This window comes from Armatimonadota bacterium, assembly GCA_025059775.1.
GTDB lineage: Bacteria > Sysuimicrobiota > Sysuimicrobiia > Sysuimicrobiales > Sysuimicrobiaceae > Sysuimicrobium.
In genome coordinates this window covers 91471-108663 of record JANXCW010000005.1, presented here as the reverse complement: position 1 = coordinate 108663, position 17193 = coordinate 91471, and the positions used below count along the sequence as shown (strand labels likewise).

19 protein-coding genes and 1 pseudogene are annotated in these 17193 nt (G+C 67.8%); 5 read left to right on the top strand and 15 right to left on the bottom strand.

The annotated features are described in order from the left end of the window. From N0A24_05530 to N0A24_05510, 5 genes are read left to right on the top strand one after another with little or no spacing between them, the layout of a single operon-like run. Positions 1–879, top strand: a complete 879-nt coding sequence (locus tag N0A24_05530; GenBank protein MCS7172850.1) for a branched-chain amino acid ABC transporter permease — start codon at positions 1–3, stop codon at positions 877–879. After that, complete coding sequence (locus N0A24_05525) at positions 873–1838, top strand: branched-chain amino acid ABC transporter permease (GenBank protein ID MCS7172849.1); 966 nt, start codon at positions 873–875, stop codon at positions 1836–1838. The genes N0A24_05530 and N0A24_05525 overlap by 7 nt, the downstream gene beginning before the upstream one ends. Continuing rightward, positions 1831–2580 (top strand): ABC transporter ATP-binding protein, encoded by a 750-nt coding sequence (locus tag N0A24_05520; protein ID MCS7172848.1) that lies wholly within the window; start codon positions 1831–1833, stop codon positions 2578–2580. Before N0A24_05525 ends, N0A24_05520 begins: the two co-directional genes overlap by 8 nt. Beyond that, positions 2573–3268, top strand: a complete 696-nt coding sequence (locus N0A24_05515; protein MCS7172847.1) for an ABC transporter ATP-binding protein — start codon at positions 2573–2575, stop codon at positions 3266–3268. The genes N0A24_05520 and N0A24_05515 overlap by 8 nt, the downstream gene beginning before the upstream one ends. Then, on the top strand, positions 3265–4062 hold the full coding sequence (locus tag N0A24_05510) for a creatininase family protein (protein ID MCS7172846.1): 798 nt from the start codon (positions 3265–3267) through the stop codon (positions 4060–4062). Before N0A24_05515 ends, N0A24_05510 begins: the two co-directional genes overlap by 4 nt. Before the next feature lie 8 nt (positions 4063–4070). Here the strand turns inward: N0A24_05510 and N0A24_05505 are convergent, their stop codons facing one another. The 15 genes and pseudogenes from N0A24_05505 to N0A24_05435 form a co-directional block, all read right to left on the bottom strand. Further along, positions 4071–4706: a TetR/AcrR family transcriptional regulator gene (locus N0A24_05505; GenBank protein MCS7172845.1), complete on the bottom strand. Its 636-nt coding sequence runs from the start codon at positions 4704–4706 to the stop codon at positions 4071–4073. 2 nt (positions 4707–4708) lie between these two features. Next, a complete protein-coding gene (locus N0A24_05500) occupies positions 4709–5248 on the bottom strand; it encodes a hemerythrin domain-containing protein (protein MCS7172844.1) in 540 nt (179 codons plus the stop codon). A gap of 2 nt (positions 5249–5250) precedes the next feature. Beyond that, a complete protein-coding gene (locus N0A24_05495) occupies positions 5251–6006 on the bottom strand; it encodes an SDR family oxidoreductase (protein ID MCS7172843.1) in 756 nt (251 codons plus the stop codon). A gap of 12 nt (positions 6007–6018) precedes the next feature. Next, complete coding sequence (locus N0A24_05490) at positions 6019–6894, bottom strand: amidohydrolase family protein (GenBank protein ID MCS7172842.1); 876 nt, start codon at positions 6892–6894, stop codon at positions 6019–6021. Positions 6895–6909: 15 nt separating this feature from the next. Beyond that, entirely contained in the window at positions 6910–7713 is an 804-nt protein-coding gene (locus N0A24_05485) for an acyl-CoA dehydratase activase (GenBank protein ID MCS7172841.1), read from the bottom strand. Then, positions 7694–8551, bottom strand: a complete 858-nt coding sequence (locus tag N0A24_05480; protein MCS7172840.1) for an acyl-CoA dehydratase activase — start codon at positions 8549–8551, stop codon at positions 7694–7696. Before N0A24_05480 ends, N0A24_05485 begins: the two co-directional genes overlap by 20 nt. Before the next feature lie 7 nt (positions 8552–8558). Then, a complete protein-coding gene (locus N0A24_05475) occupies positions 8559–9845 on the bottom strand; it encodes a 2-hydroxyacyl-CoA dehydratase family protein (GenBank protein ID MCS7172839.1) in 1287 nt (428 codons plus the stop codon). 11 nt (positions 9846–9856) lie between these two features. Next, the gene (locus N0A24_05470; protein ID MCS7172838.1) at positions 9857–11017 is read right to left on the bottom strand and encodes a 2-hydroxyacyl-CoA dehydratase; all 1161 of its coding nucleotides are present in this window, start codon (positions 11015–11017) and stop codon (positions 9857–9859) included. A gap of 77 nt (positions 11018–11094) precedes the next feature. After that, positions 11095–11340 (bottom strand): LuxR C-terminal-related transcriptional regulator, encoded by a 246-nt coding sequence (locus N0A24_05465; protein MCS7172837.1) that lies wholly within the window; start codon positions 11338–11340, stop codon positions 11095–11097. A gap of 66 nt (positions 11341–11406) precedes the next feature. After that, a pseudogene (locus N0A24_05460) lies at positions 11407–11757 on the bottom strand (PAS domain-containing protein). A 73-nt stretch (positions 11758–11830) separates the two neighbouring features. Next, positions 11831–12595 (bottom strand): enoyl-CoA hydratase/isomerase family protein, encoded by a 765-nt coding sequence (locus N0A24_05455; protein ID MCS7172836.1) that lies wholly within the window; start codon positions 12593–12595, stop codon positions 11831–11833. Beyond that, positions 12592–13782 carry an acyl-CoA dehydrogenase family protein gene (locus N0A24_05450; GenBank protein ID MCS7172835.1) on the bottom strand — a complete coding sequence of 397 codons (1191 nt, stop codon included), beginning with the start codon at positions 13780–13782 and terminating at the stop codon, positions 12592–12594. Before N0A24_05450 ends, N0A24_05455 begins: the two co-directional genes overlap by 4 nt. Then, a complete protein-coding gene (locus tag N0A24_05445; GenBank protein MCS7172834.1) occupies positions 13782–14591 on the bottom strand; it encodes an enoyl-CoA hydratase family protein in 810 nt (269 codons plus the stop codon). Before N0A24_05445 ends, N0A24_05450 begins: the two co-directional genes overlap by 1 nt. A 14-nt stretch (positions 14592–14605) precedes the next feature. After that, positions 14606–16171 (bottom strand): acyl--CoA ligase, encoded by a 1566-nt coding sequence (locus N0A24_05440; GenBank protein MCS7172833.1) that lies wholly within the window; start codon positions 16169–16171, stop codon positions 14606–14608. Between the two features lie 14 nt (positions 16172–16185). Beyond that, positions 16186–17187 (bottom strand): FAD binding domain-containing protein, encoded by a 1002-nt coding sequence (locus N0A24_05435; GenBank protein MCS7172832.1) that lies wholly within the window; start codon positions 17185–17187, stop codon positions 16186–16188. Positions 17188–17193 lie beyond the last annotated feature (6 nt).

Genomic DNA, 17193 nt, shown 5'->3' with positions numbered 1-17193 from the left:
ATGGATTCCATGGCCGTCCTGGGCCAGATCCTCGTAGGCCTGAGCCGGGCCATGATCCTGTTCATCGTGGCCGCGGGCCTCAGCCTCGTACTGGGCGTGCTGCGGGTGCCGAACGTCTTCCACGGATCCCTGTACATGATCGGCGCCTTCGTGGCCTGGACGGTGGCGGAGGCCTTGGAAGGGCACCCGGCCCGGCTGTGGGTGGCCCTCGCGGCGGCTCCGCTGGCCACCGCGGCGGTGGGGCTCGCGGTGGAGCGGACGCTTCTGTGCCGCCTCTACCAGCGGGAGCACCTCATGCTGATCCTCTTCACCTTCGGCGTCATGCTCATCCTCAACGACCTCGTGAAGCTGGGCTGGGGTCCGACGTACCGCTCCCTCGTGCCGCCGGAGGAACTCCAGGGTGCTGTCTCCATCCTGGGCGTGGCCCTGCCCCGGTACAACCTGGTGCTGCTGGGGGCAGGGCCTTTGGTGGCGGGAGGCCTGTGGCTCTTTGCGCACCGCACGCGGATCGGGAAGATCGCGCGGGCCGCGGCTACGGACCGGGAAATGGTGGCCGTCCTGGGGATCGACGTGAGCCGGGTGTTCGCCGTGGCCTTCGGGATGGGCTGCCTCCTGGCGGGACTGGGAGGAGCCCTGGTGGCACCCACCACCAGCATCACCCTGGGCATGGACCACACCCTGCTCATCGAAAGCTTCCTCATCGTGATCATCGGGGGACTCGGGAATCTCTGGGGGGCCCTGGTGGGATCCCTGCTCTTCGGTGTGGCCCACTCCGTAGGGCTGTTGATCTGGCCGCAGTTCGCCGTCGCCTTCCCCTACGCCATCACCGCGGGAGTGCTTCTCGTGCGGCCTCGGGGGCTGTTGCGATCCGTATGGTGAACGGCACCCGGCTGGGTTTGGGCGTGCTCCTCGTGGCCCTCCTCGGCGTCCCCGCCTTTCTGCCGCCCTTCTACGTGTACCTGCTGGCCCTCATCCTGGTGACGGGGCTCCTCGCGGCCAGCCTCAACCTCGTGCTGGGGTTCGGGGGGTTGTACCAGTTCCACCACGCGGTGTTCTACGGAATCGGTGCTTACACCTTGGCCATCGCCATCACGAAGCTCCACTGGCCCGCATGGGTGGGCCTGGTGGCCGGCCCCGTGGCGGCCGCCCTCGCGGGGCTTCTGATGGGGCTCGTGTGCGTGCGACTAGAGCGCCTATACTTCGGCATGCTGCAGCTCTCCCTGGGTTCCTTCGTATGGATCGTGGCCCTCCGGTGGTACCCCGTGACCGGTGGGGACAACGGCCTCCACGGGATTCCCCTCCCCGCGGTGCTCAAGCCCTTGGGAAACGCGTACCTGTTCATCCTGGCCGCGGTGGCGGCTTCCCTGTTCGTGCTGTGGGCGGTGGTGCGCTCCCCCTTTGGCCTCACCCTCCAGGCCATCCGGGACAACCCGCAGCGGTGCCAGGTGGTGGGGATCCACGTGCGGGCGCACCAGCTAGCGGCCATGGTCCTGGCCGCCTTCTTCGCGGGGGTCGCGGGGGTCCTGTACGTGGTCCTCGAGCGGTCTGTGTTCCCGAACATGCTCTTCTGGGTGCTCTCTCTGGAGATCCTCGTGATGTGCCTATTGGGCGGATGGTTCACGTTTCCGGGACCGCTCCTCGGCGCCGCCCTGGTGGTGGCCCTTCGGACCTTCGCGGGGCGATACACCGAGTACTGGACCCTGATCCTCGGGGTTCTTCTCATCCTGCTCATCTTCTTCCTCCCGGAGGGGATCCTGGGGACCCTGGGAGCCCAGCGCGCCCAGAAAACCCCCGAGCCAACACCCCGGCCCGCACCCGCGGGGGATGTCCATGGGTAACCTGCTCCTGGCGGAAGGGCTGCACAAATCCTTCGATGGGTTCCCCGCTCTACGGGGAGCCACCGTGGAAGTGCGGGAGGCGGAGGTGGTGGCGGTGATCGGCCCCAACGGCGCGGGGAAGACCACCCTGTTCCACCTCATCACCGGGGTACTCCAGCCCGATCGCGGGCGCGTGGTCTTCCGGGGCCGGGAGATCACCCGGTGGCCCGCGTATCGGCGCTGCGCGCTCGGCATCGGCCGCACCTTCCAGATCGCCAACGTCTTCCCCCGGCTACGGGTCTTCGACAACGTGCACGTGGCGGTGCTGAGCCACCACGGGAAAACCCTCCATCTGGCGCTCCCCGCCTCCCGGTTTGCCACACGGGAGGTGTGGGCCATCCTGGAGCACGTGGGGCTGGCGGATAAAGCCCACCACCTCGCGGGGGCCCTCTCCCATGGGGACCAGCGCATCCTGGAGATCGCCATCGCCCTCGCCGGCCGCCCGAAGCTCCTGGTGCTGGACGAGCCCACCGCGGGGATGTCGCCGGAGGAGACGGCGGCCACCCTGCGGCTCCTGGCTCGGCTCAACCGGGAGGAAGGGCTCACGGTGCTCTTCTGTGAGCACGACATGGAGGTGGTGTTCGCGACAGCCCACCGCATCGCGGTGATGCACCACGGCCGGACCGTGGTGCAGGGAAGTCCCGAGGAGGTGCGCCGGCATCCCGCGGTGCAGGCCGCATACCTGGGAAGCGCCCATGCTTGAGGTGGAGGGCATCCACACCTATCACGGGCAGAGCCACGTGCTCTTCGACGTCTCCCTACGGGTCCTGGAAGGGGAGGTGGTGTTCCTGCTGGGCCGAAACGGGGCGGGCAAGACCACCACCCTTCGGAGCATCGTAGGCCTCACCCCGCCCCGGCGGGGTCGGATCCGGTACCGGGGGGAGGACATCACGGGGCTAGCGCCCCATCGCATCGCGCAACGGGGGATGGCGTACGTGCCCGACGACCGCCGCATCTTCCCCGACCTTACGGTCGGGGAAAACCTGGAGATCGCCTTCCGCCCCCGCGGATCCGGGTACTGGACGCTGGATCGGGTGTTCGAGCTCTTCCCCGTGCTGCGGGAGAAGCGTCACCATCGGGGAAACGCCCTCAGCGGTGGGGAGCAGAAGATGCTCGCCATCGCCCGGGCCCTCGTGGGAAATCCGGATCTCTTGCTGCTGGACGAGCCCATGGAGGGATTGGCTCCCCTCTTGGTGCGGGCGCTGGAGGAGCGGATCCGGGTGCTCAAGGGCAGCGGTCTCACGGTTCTGGTGGCGGAGCAGAATGTGCCTGCGGTGCTCCGGATTGCGGACCGAGGCTACATCATCGACGACGGCCGCATCCGGTTCGAGGGGACGGTGGAGGAGCTGCAGCGCAACGAGGAGGTGCGGCGACGGTACCTCCTGATCTGAGCACGGAGTTCGCGGCCCTGACCTGGCCACAGGCGGAGGCCCTGCTGCGGGATCCGCGGATTCCGGTCCTGCTCCTGCCCTTGGGAGCGGTGGAGCCGCATGGCCCGCATGCGCCTCTGGGAACCGATCTCCTCATCTCCCTGGGAATGTGCCGGCGGGCCGCGGCGCGCCTCCAGGACGATCCCGAGGTGCGGCCCCTGGTGCTCCCACCCCTCCCCTACGGCGTCACCCGCTACGCGGGTGCGTTCCCCGGTGCGGTGAGCCTCTCGGAGGAGACCCTGGTTGCCCTCCTCGTGGACCTATGTACGGACCTACTCCGGCAGGGTTTCCGGCACCTGGTGGTGGTCAACAACCACTTCGAGCCCGAGCACCTGCGCGCCATCCACCGGGCCTTGGACACGGTGGAGGCCCGGACGGGTAGGGCGGTGGGGTATCTCGACCTCACCCGGAGGGAACGCGCGGTGCGCCTTCCGGAGGAGTTCCGCAGCGGCGCCTGCCACGCGGGCCGGTACGAGACCTCCCTCGTGCTGGCGGAGCGGCCGGAGTGGGTGCACGGAGAGCGCATGCGGGCGCTGCCTCCGATCCCCATCAGCCTCGTGGAGGCCATCCAGAGGGGGCTTCGGGACTTCCGAGCGATGGGGCTGGAGCAGGCGTACTGCGGGGCACCCGCGGAGGCCACCCGGGAGGAGGGGGAGGCGACCTTCGAGATCCTCACGGACATGCTGGTAGGAGTCATCCGGGACCTGGTGCGGGGAGCAGGCGGGCGGGATCGGCCGGGAAGGCTTGGCCGGTAAGGGGACTCCTATCCGGCCCTGAGGTAGGTGAAGATGGCCTGCTTGCACCGTTCCCGGACCAGGGGGTGGGTGGCCTCCAGATCGGGCTCGTGGAGCCACTGGAGGAAGAATCCGTCCACCACCGCCCGTACCACGGAGGCCGCCTCCTGGACATCCCGCACCCGGAAGGTGCCTTCCCTTATGCCCTCCTCAATGATGTGCGCGTACACCGCGTCCACGATGTTCCGAAAGGTCACGCTGAGCTCCTGAAAGCGATGCTGTCGGGCCGCGGTGCCCACCAGATCCAGGTACACCAGGTAGAAGTCGCGGTTCGCCCGGGGATCCACGAAGATGGCGTCGATGGTAGCCCGCACCTTGTCTTCCGCACTCCCCGCCTGACTTACCGCGGCGTAGATCCGCCGGCCTACCCGAGCCAGGACCCACCGCATGGTGGAGAGAATGAGGTCCTCTTTGGTGCCGAAGTAGTAGAGCAACAGGCCTTTGTTGACCCCCGCCCGCTCCGCCACCCTTCGTAGGGTCATGTGCTTGAGGCCATACTCGGCCAGAACCTGGTAGGTGCTGCGGAGCAGTTGCGCCTGCTTGGGGGAAAGCGACGCCTCCAGGGCCGCTACGTGCGGGCGGATAGCCGCGGAACTGGGGCTCATCCTCATCCTCCGCGCAGGCGCTCGGCCAGCTGCGTCAGCCGTTGGTGTTCTCCTTCCCCCTGTACGTGCTCGACTCCATCGTAGCAGCGCCCCACCTGTCCGTCATCCTCCACCTGCAGCACCGCCTCCCCCATGGGGAAGAGGATCTCGTTCTCCTTGGCGATGTGGGCGCGTAGCAGTTCCAGGTACTGCCACCCCAGCTCTACCACCGCCTCGACTGTGGACTGCCCCCCCTCGTAGCGTTCCACGGCCTCCGCGATCCGGCGCACCAGCTGCCGGCCCATCTCGTGCTCCATCAACATCACCCCGATGGGCCCACCCTCCCGGGGAATCCCCCGCCGCTCCAGACAGGGGAACAGGCAGTGCTCCTCCTTCCCATGGTGACACCGGTCCACAAACCCCTGGCAGAAGGCCACCAGGTCCCGCACATACCCGGGCTGGAGGGCACCGCCTCCCTGCGCCTGCCGGAGGTGGCGTTCCAGCCCCTCCAGGGCTCCCAAGATGACCTCGTGTTCCCGAATGAGCTCTTCCGTGGACCGCACGGCTACACCATGGTGAGTCCGCCCGAGACGCTGAGGGTCTGGCCCGTGATGAAGGAGGCACGATCGGAGGCCAGAAACAGCACCGCCTCCGCCACCTCCTCCGGGCGGGCCATGCGTCGCATGGGCGTGGAGCGGACGATGGCCTCGATGAGCTTCTCGTTGCCTGCCTCGATGATCTGCCGCAGGAGGGGCGTGTCCGTGATTCCCGGAGCCACCACGTTGACCCGGATGTTGTACCGGGCCACCTCCCGGGCCAGGGCCTTGCTGAAGGCGATCACCGCCCCCTTCGCCCCCGAGTACACCGTCTCCCCGCTGGACCCCACCCGACCCGCATCGGAGCTGATGTTCACCACCACGCCCCCGCCCTGGGCCACCATGTGGGGGAGGACCACATGGCAGGTGTTGAGCACCCCCCGGAAGTTGATGGCGATGATCCGATCCCACAGATCCTCCGTGCTCTCCAGGAAGGGCACGATGCGATCCCAACCTGCGGCGTTCACCAGGATATCCACACGTCCCCACGCCTCCAGAACCCCCTGTAATCCGGCCACCACGCTGGCCCGATCCGCGACGTCCATAGGGACCGCCAGGGCTTGGCCGTCCGCGCGGCGGATCTCCTCCGCCACGGCCTCCGCGCCCTCCCGGTTGACGTCCGCTACCCCCACCCGGGCCCCCCGGGCGGCGAATCCCAGGCACGTGGCCCGACCGATGCCGCTGGCCCCACCTGTGACGAGCGCCACCTGATCCCGAAACTCCATGGCCCCTCCTCCCTATCCCACACCGACCGGCGTTCCCAACCGGAACAGGGCCACCGCGTTGTCCCGCACCACTTTCCGGTACACCTCCGGCTTCAGGCCCAGCTCCCGCAGCTGCTGCAGGCTCTCCTTCCAGGGAAGGCCATTCGTGCCCCACAGGCACCGGTCCTGCCCCAGACGGCTGTTCATGAAGCGCACGAGTTCCGGCTTCAGGTACTTGGGCATCCAGGCATCGATGCCGATCCACACCGTGTCCCACTTGTAGCACACGGAGATGAGCTCCTCCACCCACGGCCAGCCCGTGTGCGCGCCGATGACCTTCAGGGTGGGGAAGTCGCACAGGATCCAATCCAGGTAGATGGGCCGGCCGTGCTCCGAGGGCTGACCCTCTAGCACGTGCCCCACCTGCATGGAGACCGGGACGTCCAGCTCCACGCACTTGGCGTAGAGGGGGTACATGCGCCGGTCATGGAGGGGGATATCGAAGCCGTAGATGTGCACGTACACACCCCGAAAGCCGTACTCCTTCACGGCCCGCTCGATCTCCTTCAGGCTCTCCGGGATCCGGTAGGGGTTGTATCCCGCGAGCCCCACGAACCGGTCCGGGTAGCGGGTGGTGTACTGGAGGACCTCCTCCAGCTGCGTGTCCATGTACATCCAGTGGTTGCGGTAGGACCACATCTTGCACTGGGTGATGAAGACCTTCTCCACGCCCGCCTCATCCATGGCACGCAGCATGGCCTCGATGCTGGGGAAGCTGGGGAGGCTGCCGCCGAGGGCCCGCTCCATGCGGCACACCAACTCCCCCTCCTTGGCCTGGTTCCATCGGGCGATGAACTCCGGGGTGGCCACGTAGTACATGAAGTCGATGGCCTTCACATCTTCCGGCACCCGTCTCACCTCCCGCTAGGCCGTGGCCCGCTCTCCGAGTCTGTGCAGCCGCTCCTGCGCCAGTTGGCCCGCTCCTAGGGCCGCCACATATACACCCTCCTCCTCGGGGGGCACCAGGAACTGGACCTTGAGGTTCTGCTCCAGCTGCCGGCGCATGAGGGGAACCCGGACGAGCCCACCCGTAAGCACGTACGCGGGTTCCCCGCGCAGCCGCTTGATCAGCTGCCCCGCACGCTCCGCCAGGGCCACGATGGCTCCCGCGCACACGTCCTCCGGGCTGCGGCCTGCCACCAGGTGGTTGATGACCTCGCTCTCCGCGAAGACCGCACACACACTGCTCACCACCGCGGGTTCCCTCGCCGCCTCCGCCAGCCGCGCGATGTCCGCGGGGGTGTAGCCCATGTACCGCATGGTCTTTTCCAGGAAGGCCCCGCTGCCCGCCGCACACTTGTCGTTGAGGCGAAAGGCCCGAACCCGCCCACGCTCGTCCACCCGGATGGCCTTCACGTTCTGTCCCCCGATGTCCAGGATGGTGCGGGCTTCGGGATACATGCGGTGGACGGCCCAGGCCTGGGCCGTAAGGTCCGTGACGGCCAGGTCCCGGAAGGGCACCATGTGCCGGCCGTAGCCCGTGGTGGCCACATAGCCCACCTCCTCCCGGCGCAAGCCCACCTCCTCCAGGGCCGCCTGCAGAGTCCGTTCCGCGGCCCGGGCGAAGTTAAAGCCTGTGGGCAGCATGGCCCGACCCACCACGTTCCCGTCCACCAGAAGAACCGCCTTTGTGTACGTGGCGCCCACGTCAATGCCCGCGACCAGCATCCTCTCCCCCTCCTGCTCCGGCCGCCACGGGCACCCGTTCCCCCACCAGGACGTGGTCCAGGGCAAAGAGGGCGGCCCCGATGGCGCCGCAGTAATGGGATTCCTCGCTCACGTTCACGGGTACCCCGCTGAGCTGGCGAATGAGGTGCACCATGGCCACATTCCGGGAGACCCCGCCCGTGAAGGTCAGCTCCGGCTCGATCCCAACCCGGCGCAGCAGGGAGAGGCTACGGGCCGCGATGGCCGCATGCACCCCCATGAGAATGTCCTCCACCTTCCGGCCTCGGGCGAGCCATCCCAGGATCTCCGACTCCGCGAACACCGTGCAGGTGGTGGTGATGGTAACGGGGTTGCGGGCGGTGAGGGCAAGGGGCCCCAGCTCTCCCAGGGGCAGCTCCAGGGCTGCACTCGCGGCGCCCAGGAACCGTCCCGTGCCCGCGGAGCATTTATCGTTCATGCAGAAGTCCAGGACCTCGCCGTTGGGTCCGACCCGAATGGCCTTGGTGTCCTGCCCACCCACGTCCAGCACCGTGCGCGTGTTCGGAAAGAGGAACACTGCACCCCGGGCGTGGCAGCTGATCTCCGTAACCTGGGTGTTCCCGAACTCCACCTTGAACCGGCCATATCCGGTGCCCACGGTGTAGGCCACCTCGTCCTCCGAGGCCCCCGCGTCCTGCAGAGCGGCCTCGAAGGCCGTCCGGGCCGCCTCGTTCAGCCGGGCACCCGTGTCCACCAAGGCCCGACCCACGATGATCCGGTTCAGGTTCATGATCACCGCCTTGGTCTGCGTGCTCCCCACGTCTACTCCAGCCACCAGCGTACGGGTTGCGATGACCACGTGTTCCTCACCTCCTTGTCGCCGCCTTGTGGGCTGCCAGAGCCTCGAAGAAGGCATCCACCCGGTTCTTGACCTGCGCGTCGGACCACAGACGCGGATCCACGAGGTCTGACTGAATGAAGAGCCCGGGGACGTTTCGCTGAATCCGCATCCACTCCCGCACATCCGGTAAACCCGTGGAGACCGTACGGCAGGACTTCACGCCGTGAAAGCAGATTCCGTCCACGTGCCACCGCCGCACCACCTCATCTAGCCAATCCTGCTGGTAGAACATGGATCCCGTGTAGCCCCAGTATGCGGCGGCCACCATGCGCTCCGCGAAGCTCTCCAGGGGCCGACTCAGATCGTACGCGAAGCCCGGAAGGAAGCCGCCTCCCGCGAAGACCATGTAGGTGCTGTGCACAAATACACCCCCCCAGGAGGCGAAGAGCTCCACGAAGCGACGAAAGTGGCTGTAGCAGGTGGTCCCCACGAGGACCAACCGGAACCGCTCGTCCGGCACCGCGGCCATGCCGAGCCGAATGCGCTCCTGCATCTCCTGGAGCACCTGTTGGAAGTACCGGCTTCCCTCCTGGCTTCCCCGGTACAGGTGCGCGATCCCCTGATAGGTCACCCCCTCCACGACGGCGTTGAAGGGAGCGGGGATGTGACGATTCGTCTCGCAGACCGCGTTGTAGAGCTCTGCCATTCGGTTCGCTTCCGCCAGGTGCTCCCGGAATCGGTCTACGTCGAAGCGCCTGCCCGTAATCTGCTCGCACAGCCCGATCAGCTCCTGCAGCTGCCCCTGGACGTAGCGGGCGTCGTTGCGGAAGGTCTCCCCGTCCAGAGCCGCGGATTCCCGGCCCCGCCACCCGGGCAGGTCTACCACGAACACGGGGCAGCCGTAGAGGTGCTCCCAGATCTCGGACCACTTAATGTAGGTGTTGCAGACATTGGAGGTCACCACCAGGGAGGGACGGGGGACCCTTCCATATGGATGTTCCCCTTGCCGGAGCTGGAGCCCCACGTCCGCCTTCACGTAACCGCATACGTCCGGGGAGAACCCGTAGTCCTCCGCGGCCTGGATGTACGCCTGGGACTGCCCGCGGACCGCGATCTGCAGGGAGGTGATCTCCGGGAAGTTCAGCACGAAGTCGAAGGTGCGGAGCAACTCCGCCATGGACCCCATGGCGAACACGTATGCGGTGGGCCGCCCCGTCTGGGCGGCTTCCGTCATCTCCTGCCACCATAGGTCCATGAGCCGCTTGCCTTCCCGTCGGGTCGCTCCCAGGATCCCCTCGGTGGGTGCACTCATCGTGGCCTCCGTCAGGTGAACTGGAACAGCAGGGATTCCGCGAAGGTCTCCACCTCCATCCCCACCTGTTCGAAGACCGTCATGGTCTCCTCGAACTCCATGACCAGGTGGGGAATGCCCGCAGCCTCCAGAGCGCGGCTGTAGTGAACCTGTTCCTCCAGCCCCGGCTCGCACATCTTCGCCGCGGCCACGATGGCCGCCTCCGCCCCGGAAGCCCGGATGCGGCGCAGGAGCATCTCCGCCTTGGGCTTGCGGGGATCCCGCTGCACGGGACTGTAGCTGGAGCGGTTCAGGTAGCTGTCCGCCAGGTTCCGCCAGGGGTCGCCTTTCAGCGGTACGTCCTCCGTGATCCACCGCAGGCCGATCATGAGGTCATCGTCCACGATGTAGCAGGCGTTCTGGATGACCGCCAGCATGTCCAGGGGGGGTTGCTCGCAGAATCCGCCCTCGAACACCACCCGGATGCGATCCTGCTTCTTGGTGGGCCGATGCGGGAGCAGCTCCAGTACCCTGCGTAGGAGCGCGTTGTGCTCCTCCCGAGGCATGAGGCCCGCGGAGCGCACCAGGAGGTAGCTCTCCACCGCGCTCACCAGCCAAGGGGTCTCCCGCTTGATCCGGTAGAGCTCCCGGAGGAGCCTGCGGTTCTCATTGAACAGCGCGATGCTGGCCCGCAGGGCTTCGTCCGTGATGGGGCGGCCACCCAGCTCCTCCAGGATCCGGCCGATGCGTCGGTATTCCCCCACCAGATAGTCCACCGCGTGTGCGCTCGCCGCGTTGTGGGGATGGTAGAGGGTCTCCACCCGCAGGTGCGGGAAGCTGCGGACCCACACCCCGCACGCATTCCGGGCCGCGTCGCAGATGTTGGGAACCACCATTACGCTCAGGAAGTCCAGCCGCCCGGAGAGGGCCAGCTCCAGGGAGCTCCGCACGATGGAGCACACAAAGGCTGCGATGCGGGCATCCGCCTGGCGTACCTGGATGGTCCCCCCCGCGCCCGCGATCTTGATGGGGAGCATGCCCGCGGCATGCGCGATCTCCTCTGGAAAGAACACCTGGAAGGAACCCACCACCTTGCCGTCCGGGTTTGCCGCCAGCCACCGCCGGACCTCGGGGAAGGTGGGATCCTCCACCAGGGCCCTCAGGTCGTCAAAGATCCGTTCCAGCTCGTCCACGGCATCCCTCAGTTTTATCCAACCGGTCAGTCAAACCCTAGCCCACAGCAGGATGTGTTGACAATGCGAGGAATGCATCATTTTTCTTGATGCATCTGTAGGCCCTTGCCGTCCCGAGGAAACAGCCCCTGTTGGAGGGCCCGAGCCACAGCCTCTGCCCGGGTGTGAGCCCCCAGTTTGCGCAGGAGGTTCTGCACGTGGTTGCGGACGGTGGCGGTGGAGAGGACCAGGGTGCGGGCGATGGCCTCCGTGTCCATCCCCTGGGCCAGCAGGGCCAAGACCTCCCGCTCCCGCCGGGTGAGCGGGTGCTTGACCGCGCCCACCGTGGCAAGGAGTCCCTCCCGGGTCGCGAGCAGCTCCACCAGCTCCTCCACGGTCCGTTGGTGGGTCACGTCCCGGAAGAGATGTACCAGGAACACGTCCCCGCCCTTGGGGTCGGGACGGAGCACCAGGGTGCTGGTGTTCACCCACACGTACCGGCCGTCCCGCGTGCGGTAGCACACGTCCCGGGGAGGGATGGCTCCCTCCGCGCGGGCCATGGCGAACTCCGGGCACCCCGGGCAGCACACCAGGTGCCCGCTCCGGTCGTAGCCGGCCACCACCCGGTAGCATGGGCGACCCACCACCTCCTCCTGAGACCATCCCAGCAGCTTCTCTGCCGCCCGGTTCCACAGGAGGACCCGCTGGCGGCTGTCCACCACCATGGCTGGCTCCCCTGCCCGTTCCAGGGCCTCCAACACCACCCGCAGGCTCTCGTACACCTGCCGCGCACCGTGCACCGCCTCCGCCCGCTTCACCCCCGTCACCCTCCCCTCATCGATGTTTCCAGCTGGCCCCGCGCTTCTCCAGGAAGGCCCGGAGCCCTTCGTGGGCGTCCTCCGTGGCCATGAGCTCCCCCAGGTAGAGGTGCTCCGCTTCCTGCAATGCCTCCGCAAACCACCGCCGGAACGTAGCGACGGCCGTCCGCTTCGCCAGGCGAAGGACCGCTCCGCTGTGGGCCTGGAGCTGCCCCACCACCCGTCGCACCGCCTCCTCCAGCTGCTCCTGGGGGACCACCTCCGTCACCAGCCCCAGCTCCTGGGCCCGCCGGGCGGGGAGGAGTTCGCCGGTGAGGAGGAGGGAGATCCCGCGTTTGCCGAAGAGGAAGGGAAAGGTGGCCGCAGCGACGGGCGGAAACACCCCCACCCGGATCTCGGGCTGCCCGAAGGTGGCCTCCTCCGCGGCCACCACTACGTCGCATAGGGCCACCACCTCGCACCCACCCCCCAACGCAGGCCCCTGGACTGAGGCCACCGTGGGCACGTCGAGCGAAACCAGGGTATGGCACAGGTCGTGGAAGGCCTCCAGCATCCCGTGCACCTTTTCCGCGGTGTGCTCCGCCACGTCCACCCCTGCGGAGAAGGACCGCCCCCGGGCCCCCAGAACCACGGCCCGCACCGTACGGTCCTCCGCGGCCGAGCGCAGGATACGCGCGAGCTCCCGCATCACCGCAATGGTGAGGATGTTGTGGGGCGGCCGGTTCAGGGTGACCCAGCAGGTGCCCTCCTCGTACCGGACCTCCACCGCGCGCTCCGTCATGGAGCCTCCTCCACGCGCTCCGACGGTGCGGACCGGAGGACCTCCTGAGCCACCACCAGGGCCTGGATCTCCGAGGTCCCCTCGTAGATGCGCAACGCCCGTACCTCCCGGTACAGTCGCTCCACGGGGCTCCCGTGCACCACCCCCCGCGCCCCCCACAGCTGCACCGCGCTGTCCACCACCCGCTGTGCGGCCTCCGTGGCGTACAGCTTGGCCATGGAGGCCTCCCGGGTGGCCCGCTGGCCCAGCTCGTCCTTCACCCACGCGGCCCGGTACACCAGCAGGGCCGCCGCGTCCACCTCCAGGGCCATCCAAGCCAGCTTCTCCCGCACCATCTGGAACCGGCTCAGGACCTGCCCGAACGCCACCCGCCGCTGCACGAACTCCAACGCCTCGTGAAAAGCCCGGCGGGCGAACCCCAGGGCCGCAGCTCCCACCGTCGGGCGGAAAACGTCCAGGGTCCGCATGGCTACCTCAAACCCCTGTCCTTCCTCCCCTAGCCGGTGGCTCGCCGGAACATGGCAGCCGCGGAGGTTAAGGGTCCCGAGGGGATGCGGGGCAAGGACCTGGATCCGCTCGCTCACCTCTAGCCCCGGGGTATCCGCGTCCACCACGAAAGCACTAAGCCCTTCCTTTCCGGGACCTCCCGTGCGGGCGAATACCACGTAGAAGTCCGCCACTCCCGCGTTAGAGATCCAGGTCTTCACCCCCTCCAGCACATACCCCTCCTGCGTGCGCCGGGCGGAGGTGGTGATCCCGGCGACGTCCGAACCCGCCTGGGGCTCCGAGAGGGCGAAGGCCGCGATGCGGCGACCGCTTGCTACCTCCGGGAGGTAGCGGGTCCGCAGGGCATCGCTCCCGAAGAGGGTGATGGGCGCACTCCCCAGCCCCTGCATGGCGAAGGCGAAGTCCGCCAGTCCGGAGTATCCCGCGAGAATCTCGCGGGCCAGACACAGGCTGCGCACATCCAGGCTATCGAACATCCCCCCGTAGGCCCGGGGAACGCAGTACCTCAGCCAACTCGCCTCCCCCAGCCGGCGCACGAGCTCCCGGCTCATCCCCTCCGGATCCTCCTCCTCCCGGGCCGCGAGCGGTCCCACCTCCCGCCGGGCCCACGTCTCCAGCTCCCGCGCCAGGCGGCGGTGGGCTTCCCCGAAGAAGGGCCAGAGTAGGTGGTCGCGGTCCACTAGTCGCCCCCGAAGGTGGGTTTACGGCGCTCCACAAAGGCCTGGTATCCGCGGGCGAAATCCCGGGTGAACATGCACAGGGCCTGGGCTTGCGCCTCGGATTCGATGGCCTCGTCCAGGGACATGTCCCACTCCTTGTGCAGCATGCGCTTGGTCATGGCGTGCGCGAAGGTAGGGCCCTGCGCGATCTCCCGCGCCAGCTGCTGGGCCTCCTGCAGGAGGGTCTCCGGCGGGCACAGGCGGTTGAAGAAGCCCCACCGTTCCGCCTCCTCCCCGCGCATTTCACGACCCGTGTAGAGAAGCTCCGCGGCCCGCCCCAGGCCCACAAGGCGGGGAAGCAGGGCGCACGCGCCCATATCCGAACCCGCAAGCCCCACCCGCACGAAGAGGAAGGCCACCCGGCTGCGGGGGGTTCCCAGGCGCAGGTCGCACGCGGCGGCGATCACGGCACCCGCTCCCACGCAGACCCCGTCCACCGCAGCAATGAGGGGCTGCGGGCAGTGCCGCATGGCGATCACCAGATCCCCCGTCATCCGGGTGAACTCCAGCTTCCCACGCACGTCCATGTCCAGGAGAGGCCGGATGATCTCGTGGACATCCCCTCCGGAGCAGAAGTTGCCCCCCGCTCCGGTGATCACCACCGCTTTCACATCCTCCATCCGGTTCAGGATGCGGAACGTATCCCGCAGCTCCGCGTAGCTCTCGAAGGTAAGAGGATTTTTCCGTTCCGGCCGGTTCAGGGTAATGGTGGCGACCTCCTCCTGTACCTCCCACAGGAAGTGCTGGGGTTTCAGGTCCGCTCCGCGCATGCTTCCCTCCCACATCAGGATCGGGTGGTGGCTCCCACGGCCCGACGGCGTTCCCGCTCCGCGAGCACCTTTCGGAGCACCTTGCCCACCGCGGACTTCGGAAGCCCGGACACGAACTCCACCTCCCGTACCTTCTTGTAGGGGGCCACCCGTTCCTCCACGAACCGCAGCAGCTCCTCCGCGGTGACCTCTCCGTGAGGCACCACGAAGGCCTTGGGAATCTGCCCCACCTCCGGGTCGGGCTTTGGGATCACGCACGCCTCGCGGACCGCGGGGTGCTGGCGCAGGATCTCCTCCAGCTCCGCGGGGGCGATGGAGTAGCCCTTGTACTTGATCATCTCCTTGCGGCGGTCCACCCACCACATGTATCCTGCCTCGTCGAAGCGCACGAGATCTCCCGTGCGAAACCACCCCTCTTCCAGGTAGGCTTCCTCGTTCGCCTCCGGGTTCCGCCAGTACCCGACGGTGACCATAGGGCCGCGCACCAGGAGCTCTCCCACCTCCCCGGGGCCCAGGTCCCGTCCTGTGTCCGGATCCACCACCCGCTCTTCCAGATTCGGCACCGGCGGCCCCACAGACCGGGGTTTTCGGGGCATGGGGGGGAGGAGGAGGTTGGCGAGCCCCGCGCACTCCGTCATCCCTATGTGCTCCGTCACGGGACACCCGAACACCCGCTCCGCCCGTTGCTGCAGTTCTGGATCCAGAGGGAGGGCCGCGGTGTTCACGAACCGGAGGCCCCGGTACGCAAAACCCTGGGCCTCCGCGGCCTCCACGAGGGCCCTCAGGGCAGGGGGAACCGCGTACAGCTGCGTGGCCCCATGGTGCGCGACCCAGTACAGGACCTCCTGCGCGTCGAACTGCGGTAGGAGGATCTGCCGGGCTCCCACGCAGATCCCCGCATTCAGCAGGGTCAGCAGGCCAAAGCAGTGGCTGAAGGGAAGGAAGTGTACGTACACCGTGCCTTCCTTCACAAATCCCAGGGCATGGCCTGCCAGGATGTTCGCGAGCACGTTCCGGTGGGTGAGCTGCGTTCCCTTCGGGAGCCCCGTGGTCCCGCTCGAGAACAGGATGCAGGCGAGATCCCGGTCGGGCTGGATCGGGATGGGGTCCGGGCTCCCAAACGGTTCCGTGGTTGCCAGCAGCTCCGCCAGGTTCAGGACACAGCGAAGGAATGGCAAGGCTGGAGGAAGTGCCTGCAGCTCCCGACACCACTCCGGGGAAGCCATTACCACGCGTGCCTCTGTCTCACTCAGGCACCGCTCCACTTCCGCAGGCTTCAGGAGGGGGTTCAGGGGGACTACCACGCCCCCTGCCCGTAAGATCCCGTAAAAGGCCACGGGGTGCTCCAGGGCATTCGGCGCGAGCAAGGCTACCCGGTCGCCCTTGCCTACCCCCAGCTCCTGCAGAGCCCGCGCCACCTTTCCGGAGGCATGCCAGAGGCGACCGTAGGTCACCACCTGACCCGTGGGCGCCCACACGAGGACGGGGCGGTCCGGATCTGTCCGGGCCCACCGTTCCACGGGCTCGAAGCATGGGACCTCGGGAGTGGGGAAGGGGGCCACAAAGGGGTTGCGGAACATTTCCCGGCCCTCTTCTACGCCGCGAGGGCTTCAAGAGCCCGACGGACCTGCACCGGGGCGATGCGCCGGCGATAGTACACGGTGAAGTCCACGTTGTCCATGGGATGCACGGCCCGGTACACGGCCTCGGACACCCGTTCCAGCACCTCGGGCTCCACCTTTTGTCCCACCAGTAGGTTTGCGGCCTCCTCCAACACCAGGGGGCGTGAGGCCACCCCGCCCAGGACGATGCGGCACCTCTGCACGGTTCCGTCCGTTCCCAGCTGCAATGCCACCGCCACGCCCAGGGCCGCGAAGTCCAGACTCCCCCGGCGGCGCACCTTCCGGTACGTGCTGCGCACCCCGTTCACGGGAGGCAGCAGCACCTCCGCCACCAGCTCGTCATGGGCCTTGTTCAGGTACCGGATGCCATCGTCCCGGTACAGCTCTTCCAGGGGAACGATCCGCTCCCCCCTGGATCCCACGAGCCGGACCCGCGCGCCCAGGGCGATGAGGATGGGGGCCCCATCGCCGCTGGAAACCGCCCAGCACCTCCCCCCTCCAGGGGCCACCCGACAGGGCACTTCCGTAGGGTCCGAGCTGCCGGGGGCCTTCATGCACCACCCCAGGGCCTCCCGCCACAGGTCCGTCTGGTCGTAGTAGGTGCACCGGGTGTCGAGGCAGAGGTTCCCACCGAGGGTGCCCATCTGGTGGAGGAGGGGGTTCGAGCAGACGGCCACCGCCTGTGCGAGTCCCGGGTAGCCCACGCGGACCATGGGGTGCGCCGCGATCTCCGCGAGGGTGCATCCTGCCCCGATCACCAGCCCCGCTTGAGGGTCCCCCCGAAAGCCGCGCAGCTCCGGGATCCTTCGCAGGCTTACCAGGTGCTTCGGAAGGATCTGACGGCGCTTCATCTTGGGATACAGATCCGTCCCACCGGCCACGGGAACCGCCTCCGGCCCCAGATCCGCGAGGATCCGCGTAGCCTCCGACAAACTCGCAGGACGGTGGAGCTGGAAACCGGGTAGCCGCAGCATGGTCGC